Genomic DNA, 7,506 nt, shown 5'->3' with positions numbered 1-7,506 from the left:
AGACTTCCTGCACACCTACAACCACCACCGCTGCCACACCGCACTCGGAGGCAAGCCACCCATCAGCCGTGTGAACAACGCTGCGGGTCAATACACCTAGCCGCCACCGCGCCCTGACCACCGACCGGTTTCGCAGGAGCGTGACGCATGCACCAGCCCATCGACCTCGACCACATCCGCCGCCTCTACGGCACCTACGCCGAAGATCTCGACCGGGCTCGCGAGAGCCAGCGCGCACTCCTCGCGCCACCCACCTCGATGAAGGCCCAACTCGACGACATCGAGGCGGAGATCACCTATCTGCTGCTGCGCGAGGCCCGCCCGCACACGGTGGTGGAGATCGGCACCTTCCACGGCTGGTCCACCACCTGGATCCTGCGCGCCCTACGCGACAACGGCACCGGCCACCTGCACTCGTATGACATCGTCGACCACGTCGTACGGGAGGTGCCGGGCGAACTCTCCGAGGGCCACTGGACGTTCACGCAGGGCGACGCGCGGGAGAACCTCGAGAAGATCCCCGATACCGCGGACTTCCTCTTCATCGACGCCACGCACTCGGCGAGCTTCGCCCGCTGGTACATCCGCGAGTCGTTCCCGCGCATGCGGCCGGGCATACCGGTGTGCGTCCACGACGTTTTCCACGGCCGCAGGCCGTGCCGTTCACCGAGGGGACGGTGGTGCTGCGCTGGCCGAGCGGCAGTACCCGTACTTCACCGCCTCCCGGGCACATGCCCGCGAGATCCACGACCGGTTGAAGCACATCAAGCGGTCCCACGGCCTGGGCCACCCCGTCCGGGAGAGCCGTGACAACCCGATGATCTTCTTCACGCTGCGGTGACGGCGGCGTACCACCCCCTACCCAGGTGCTACGCGCACGTTGGCTCCCCGGTGTGACGCCGGGCGGCCAGCCCGCTCCCTAACTTCCGCCCATCAGGTCGCCGACGGCGGCCGGACCAAGCACCGGAAGCAGGGAGACACACCATGGGGCGCTTCAAGCGCACTCTGGCTGCCTGCGCGCTCGTGATGACGATGGCCGCGGGGACGCTGGGCTGGGCAGCGGGTGACGTGCAGACCGCCGTCACCGGCCCGCCCCCGGGTGCGGCGGCGTGGACGGCCGACCACGTGCTCGGCACACGGCTGCCGGACCCGGTGTCGGCCGCCCCGACACGGGTCGCGCGCTTCTTCGCTGGACTGACGGCGGGGCAGCGGACGGTGCTGGGCCGGCGTCATCCGCTGATCGTGGGCAACCTCGACGGCGCCCCGCCCGAGCTGCGGTACACCGCCAACAGCGGGCACTCGCCGCCGAACGCGACCGTGAAGTGGTCCGCGCCGCCGACCTGGACGTCTCCGACGGCGCCCGCCGGCAGGCCCGGGAGCGGGCCGTGACGTACGACAGGCTCCTGGCGCCGGGCCACCGCGTCCTCGCCTTCGACCCACGGGGCCGCGGCCAGGTCGCCGAGGTGTACGGGGACCTGCGGACCGCGCGGCGGGTCGCGGTCGTCGTCCCGGGATCCGACACCGACCTGGCCTCGCACGACGCCGCGGCCCGCATGGCACGAAACCTGCGCGCCGAGATGGCCCGGCTCTCGCCCGGCGACCGCCCCGCGGTCATCGCCTGGGTCGGCTACACCACCCCGGTCGGCGTCGGCTACGACGCTGCCACCGGCCACCTCGCACAAGCGGGTGCGCCCCGGCTCATACGGTTCCTCGACGACCTGGCCGCCACGACCCGCCCTGCGGCCCCGCCCGCCGTGTTCTGCCACAGCTACGGCTCCGTGCTGTGCGGCAATGCCGCCCACCGGCTGACCGGGCGTCAGCTGTCCGACCTCGTCGTCGTGGCCTCACCCGGCATGCGCATCGACCACGCCGACCAGGTGCCCGTCAGTGCCGGCTGTGGGCGGCCGACCGTGATCCGACCGACTGGGTCCGGCGCGTCCCCACCATCCAGCTCTTCGGCCTCGGCCACGGCACCGACCCGGCCGACCCCGCCTTCGGAGCACGCGTCATCTCCTCCGCCCGGGCTGAGGGTCACACCGGCTACTTCGAACCCCACCGCCTCCCTGCGCAACTTCGCCGACATCGCGCTCGGCCGCTACCAGGCCGTGACCTGCGCCCACCCCACCTCGAACACCGAGAAGGACTGGCGTCATGGCGTCTCCTGAACTTCCCGTGCGGGCCGCTGACGCCCGGAGCCAGCTGCCCTCGGCCCTCTCCGCGCCATCCGGCACGACCCGCCCCGCGGCCCGTGGACGGCTGCGCCACGCGATGGCCGCGACGGCCGCCCGCATCGAACAACGCACTCCCGCCCACCGCGACCGTGCCGTGGACGCCCTGCGCGCCCTCGCACTCCTCGCCGTCCCCATCGGTCACTGGCTGCTGGGCGGCTTCACCAGGATCCCGAGGGCGGGCTGCACAACGCCAGCCCGCTCAGCACCTTCGGCTTCCTCGCCCCGGCGAGCTGGGTGCTGCAGATGCTCGGCATCTTCTTCCTGGTCGGCGGCTACGCCTCCGCCCTGTCGCTGCGCCGCTCCGCCGAGCGGGGAGTACCGACGGCCGCCTGGCTACGGGGGCGCCTCGCCCGGCTCGGGCGGCCCGTACTCGGCGTCGGTGCCGTGTGGGCCGTGCTCCTGCCGGTGCTGTACGCGGCCGGGGTGCCCGGCTCGACACTCCGCACCGGGGTCGTGCTGGTCATCCAGCCGCTGTGGTTCGTCGGCATCTACCTGCTGGTGACCGCCCTGACGCCCTGCCGCGTGCGCGCCGCCCGCACGTTCGGCGGGTGGACAGCCGTGCCGCTGCTCGGCTCGGTCGCCGTCGTCGACCTGCTGCGCTACGGCCCGTGGGCGCACTCGATGCCGTCCTGGCTCGGGATACTCAACCTCGGTCCCGGCTGGCTGTTCGCCTACCAACTCGGCGTCTGCTGGGCGAGGGGCAGCTCGGCAGATGCGGTGCGCGGCTGATGCTGGTGGGCGGCGGTGTGCTGTTCGCCGTGCTGCTGCTCGTCTTCCACTACCCGGCCAGCATGGTCGGGGTGCCCGGGACTGCCCGCACCAACTCCCATCCGCCGTCCCTGCTCGTGCTCGCTCTGGCCAGTGCCCAGTGCGGTGCGGCGATCCTGCTGCGGACCGGCTCGACGCGCTGCTGCGCCGACGGCAGGTTCTGTGGTCAGCGGTCGTCGCCGTCAATCTCTCCGCGATGGCGATCTTCTGCTGGCACCAGACGGCCCTGCTCGCCCTGGCAATCCCCGGCTCTCTCCTCGGTGGCCAGGTTTCCGGCCTCACCACCGCCCCGGGACACCACCGTCTGACTTCTCGCCCGGATCGCCTGGCTGCCCCTGCTCGCCGTCACGCTGCTCGGCATCGGGCGGCTCACCCACCGCTTCGAAACGCCCTGGACCAGCATCCGAGGGACCGGTCGCCTGACGGCCGCCGCACTGGCCGCGGCCTTCGCGAGCTACGCCCTGGCAGTCGTCTTCCCATGACTCCCGCAGCAGACTCCCTCCAGCCGACCCTCGCCCGCGCGCTATCGCCCGGACCTACACCCACATCTCCTGCTTCCTCCTTCTGGCGACGTCACCTCGTTCAGCTGTCGACCACCTTGACGGTGGTTCCGCTGTACGCGGTGTGGTGGGCGTTCCTGGCCACCGGTGGATGGGACCTCGCGGCGCACAAGGCGTGGGCGGACCTTGCGGCGCGGTAAGGCGGGTCGGCGTACAACCTGTCCTGGTACGGCGGGACGCACACCGTCAACTACAGCGTGCTTTACCCCTACTTGATGGCGGCGTTCGGGGTGAACACCGTGAGCGTCATCTCCGGACTCGCGGCCTGCTGGCTGACGGCCCTGCTCCTGGCCGGCAGCGGGATACGCCGGCCGATGGGCCCGGCACTGCTCGCCTCGCAGATGCTGTGGTTCGACGTCGCCGCCGGGCGCACGACCTTCGCGCTCGGCGTCGCGTTCGCACGCTGCCTGGGTGCTGCGGACCTGCGGGCGACGGGTGCTGCCCGCCTCGGTGTCCGCGGGCTGGCCACGATGGCCTCACCGGTAGCCGACTGTTCCTGCCCGTGGTGTGCGCAGGCTTCCTTGCCGTAGGAGACTTCAGGCGGCCTTTGCCTTGCTGGCGCCGCCCACGGGCGTTGTCACCCAGACCATGCTGCTGTTCCCGTATTCCTGTCAGCAGCCGATGCCGTGCGCGCGACTGCCCGTGCCCGTGCTGCTCGCCCTCACCGTCACCGCACTCGCCCCGCGGGCCTGGCGCGTGGCCCGCTGGGCGGGAGCCGTGTACGCGGTTGGGGTCGTACTTCGTTCCCTCACCGACCGGCACCAATGTCGAGCGGTTTGTGTGGATCTTCGTAGCGCCCGTACTGACGGAGATCGCCGCGAGGCTGGTGGTGGCTGAGCAGACGGCGGCCCGAGCCACCGATCCGACGGTGACCTTGGAATGCGGGGGCCGCCTCCGGCTGCTCACCGCACGGGACGGGACCGAGTACCTCGACGTCGTCCACGACCCGGTGATGGGCGAGCTGGTCGTCGACCGAGATCACGCCTCTCTCGACCCCCGCGCGAAGGGCGGCCACTGGCGCCTCCCGCCCGAGGACAACACGGCGACCCCGCGGATCCTGCTGGACCACTCGGTCGCCGAGGTCTTCACGGCTTTCTGGTCCCGGGTACGCGGTTGAGGCGTGGACCTCAGGGCCCAGGCGTGACGCGGACGACGGACATGCGAACGGACGCGGCCCGGGCCGCGTCCGTTCGTCACTTCTCGGCGGGACCGAGTGGGGTTACTTCTTGGGCTTGCCGAGCGCAGTCATGAGCAGCTGCGTGGCTATTTGCACAGTGGAGATCGTCAGAAGGGTCCACTTCCCGGCCCGATAGACGTACTGCGTCGGGGCCCGGTCGCTGAGGCTCACCTTGGCGGCCAGCATGTAGTTGACCGCGTCGCTGAACTCCTTCCACCGGTTCTGCATCGACACGTAGTGTCCGCTGAGCTTTTCGTGGACATACTTCACCTGGGCTGTCTGGACGAATTCGGCCATGGGCCGGAAGCGGGCGGCCTCGGAGACGCTCTGGGCCATCAGCAGGAACGCTGTGCGCTGGGCGTTGGTCTGGTTCCCATTGCTCCTCTCGGGGGCGCGGATCAGCGTGAGCACCGCGTTGCTGAGCGAGTCCACGCTGTACTCGACCTGCTCACGGTCCGGGAGCCGGCTGTAGTTCCCCGCGAACGGTGCTCGCACCGGCCGAAGGCCGTTGTCGTGTCGGTCGCCGCGGACCGGCGGGTCGGGCTGGGCGTCCACTGCGTGGTACCGCTCTTCTCCGCGAGCGCCGCCCCACCAGCCCATGAGGTAAAGGTCCGAGGCGCGCAGCCGCAGCGTCACAAACCGCTGGCTGTGCGCTTCCTCGACATCGACATTGAAGTACGACGTATGGGCGCTGTCTCCTGACGTGTGGTTGATTTGCCGTGAGCTGCCCGGAATGTGGGGGTCACCGACGTTCACCGCGCTGCGGATGGCGTTGAGGAACGCGCCGTAGCTGTTTCTGTCGCCGATCTTCCAGCGGGCGATGCTGTCCTTGTCCGGCACTGTCGCGCTCGCGCTCTGCAGCGCGCCCAGCGGGCCGAGCAGCGTTGCGAAGATCGCCAGTACGACCGTGGTGACGATCTGCCCGATCGTGCGCCTGCGGAAGCGGAGCAGGCCGGTTCCGCGTTCCGGCAGGGCCTCGCCGGGTCGCTGGTGCGCTTCCCGCTCGGGAGGCGCCGTGATGTCTGCGAGGGACATGCGTTGTTCTCCAGATGTTCGGTGGGCCGGGATCCGGCTTGATGACACCGAGGCTGGCAACGGGAAAGTTGACCGGCAACTCACTTCAGCTGGGCAATCAACTCCCGAGAGCACCGCCGGGTTGTCCGCCACCTCGTCGCGCACTGTCGTCAACGCCACAGCCGCGCAGGGCACGCTCTGCGCCGGATCAGCGTCTACCAGGACGTATGACCCCCGATGTCGTTTTCGCTCGATCTGCTGGTGTCTGGGGGGGACCCATGGGGCGTCCCGAAAGACCCGCGGACCCCGAGGCCGGTCCCGTGCGGTGGCTCGCCCACGAGCTACGGGAGCTGTGCCGGGCTGCGGGCGGTCCGTCGTACCGGACCATGGCGAAGGCGGCGGGCTTCTCGGCGACGACCCTGTCGGAGGCGGCGGCCGGGGAACGGCTGCCGTCGTCAGCCGTCGTCCAGGGGTATGTGCGGGCCTGCGGAGGGGACCCGGAGGAGTGGGAGTCGCGCTGGAAGAGCGCGGAGGCCGAGGTCAACCGGGCTCCGGTTCAGGAAGACGACGACAGTCCGCCGCCGTACCGGGGCCTGGCACGGTTCGAGCCGGACGACCACGCGCTGTTCTTCGGCCGCGACCGGATGGTGGAGGAGCTGCGGCAACTGGTGTGCGAGCACCGGTTCGCGGTGCTTTTCGGGGCGTCCGGGAGCGGGAAGTCCTCGCTGTTGCGCGCGGGGCTGATCCCCCGCCTGCGCAGGAGATCGCCCACCGCGACCGTCCGGCGGTACTGAGGATCCTTGCGCCGGGGCCGCGCCCGGCCACGACGTACGGGCATCTGCTGGCCCCGGCGGAGGGCGAGCCGGAGAGCTGGGTGGTGGTGGACCAGTTCGAGGAGGTCTTCACCCTGTGCCGGGACCAGGCCGAGCGGGCCCGGTTCATTGATCTGCTGCTCGCCGCCCGGGACCCCGGCAGCCGACTCAAGGTGCTCATCGCCGTACGGGCGGACTTCTACGCCCGGTGCGCCGAGCACCGCGGCCTCGCGGACGCGCTGCACGGCGCCGGGCTGTTGCTCGGACCGATGACCGCGGAGCAGCTGCGGGAAGTGGTGATCCAGCCGGCGCAGGCGGTCGGGCTGCGGGTGGAGCGGGCGCTGACCGCCCGCCTGGTGGCCGAGGTCCTGGACGAGCCCGGCGGGCTCCGCCGGGACCGCCGAGCAGGTGTACGGCGAGTTGTCCGCAACCCAGGCGGACACCGCCGGCGTCTGCTGTTGCGGATGGTCGAGCCGGGGCAGGGCACACCCGATACCCGGCGCCCGCTCACGCGGGCCGAGCTGGTGCAGTGCCCGGACCCCGAGGTGCCGGTGGTGGTCGAGCGGCTGGCCCGCGCCCGCCTCCTCACCGTCGACGAGGACGGCGTCCAGCTAGCCACGAGGCGCTGATCGCCTGCTGGCCGCGCCTCACCGGCTGGATCGAGGCGGACCGCGAACTGCTGCGCCACCGCCGCCGCCTCGCCGAGACAGCCCGCACCTGGCTGGAGCACGACCGGACCCCGGCACCCTGTACCGGGGCACCCGACTGGCCCGCGCGGAAGAACTGTTCACACAGGACCGCACGGGCATGCTGACCGGGACGGAGCGGGACTTCCTCACCGCCGCCATCGAGGCCCGCGAGGCGGAACACCGGGCCGCCGCCCCGGGGGGGGGCGCGCCCGCCCGCGCCGGGGGGGGCCGGCGCCGGCGGGGGGGGCGCGGGGC

General features: G+C 71.4%; 4 protein-coding genes and 4 pseudogenes. 7 read left to right on the top strand and 1 reads right to left on the bottom strand.

The window, feature by feature from the left end; translation table 11 throughout:
- From ACFWWR_RS11260 to ACFWWR_RS11235, 6 genes and pseudogenes are all read left to right on the top strand, one after another.
- A pseudogene (locus ACFWWR_RS11260) lies at window positions 1-100 on the top strand (IS481 family transposase); the annotation flags it as partial.
- Window positions 101-147: 47 nt separating this feature from the next.
- The gene (locus ACFWWR_RS11255) at window positions 148-810 is read left to right on the top strand and encodes a class I SAM-dependent methyltransferase (RefSeq protein WP_384302926.1); all 663 of its coding nucleotides are present in this window, start codon (window positions 148-150) and stop codon (window positions 808-810) included.
- A gap of 174 nt (window positions 811-984) precedes the next feature.
- Window positions 985-2,165, top strand: a pseudogene (locus tag ACFWWR_RS11250) (alpha/beta hydrolase).
- A 103-nt stretch (window positions 2,166-2,268) separates the two neighbouring features.
- A pseudogene (locus ACFWWR_RS11245) lies at window positions 2,269-3,481 on the top strand (acyltransferase).
- A 275-nt stretch (window positions 3,482-3,756) separates the two neighbouring features.
- Window positions 3,757-4,089, top strand: a complete 333-nt coding sequence (locus ACFWWR_RS11240; protein WP_384302924.1) for a hypothetical protein — start codon at window positions 3,757-3,759, stop codon at window positions 4,087-4,089.
- Window positions 4,090-4,337: 248 nt separating this feature from the next.
- The gene (locus ACFWWR_RS11235; protein ID WP_384302922.1) at window positions 4,338-4,676 is read left to right on the top strand and encodes a GH32 C-terminal domain-containing protein; all 339 of its coding nucleotides are present in this window, start codon (window positions 4,338-4,340) and stop codon (window positions 4,674-4,676) included.
- A gap of 102 nt (window positions 4,677-4,778) precedes the next feature.
- Here the strand turns inward: ACFWWR_RS11235 and ACFWWR_RS11230 are convergent, their stop codons facing one another.
- Window positions 4,779-5,771: a ribosome-inactivating family protein gene (locus ACFWWR_RS11230; RefSeq protein ID WP_384302920.1), complete on the bottom strand. Its 993-nt coding sequence runs from the start codon at window positions 5,769-5,771 to the stop codon at window positions 4,779-4,781.
- Between the two features lie 257 nt (window positions 5,772-6,028).
- On the opposite strand from ACFWWR_RS11230, the pseudogene ACFWWR_RS11225 reads away from it, so the two are divergent.
- Window positions 6,029-7,506 (top strand): annotated as a pseudogene (locus tag ACFWWR_RS11225) (hypothetical protein); the annotation flags it as partial.

Source organism: Streptomyces sp. NPDC058678 (genome assembly GCF_042714835.1).
Lineage (GTDB): Bacteria > Actinomycetota > Actinomycetes > Streptomycetales > Streptomycetaceae > Streptomyces.
Note: the sequence above shows the minus strand (reverse complement) of the source record. Positions and strands in the feature narration are given on the sequence as shown.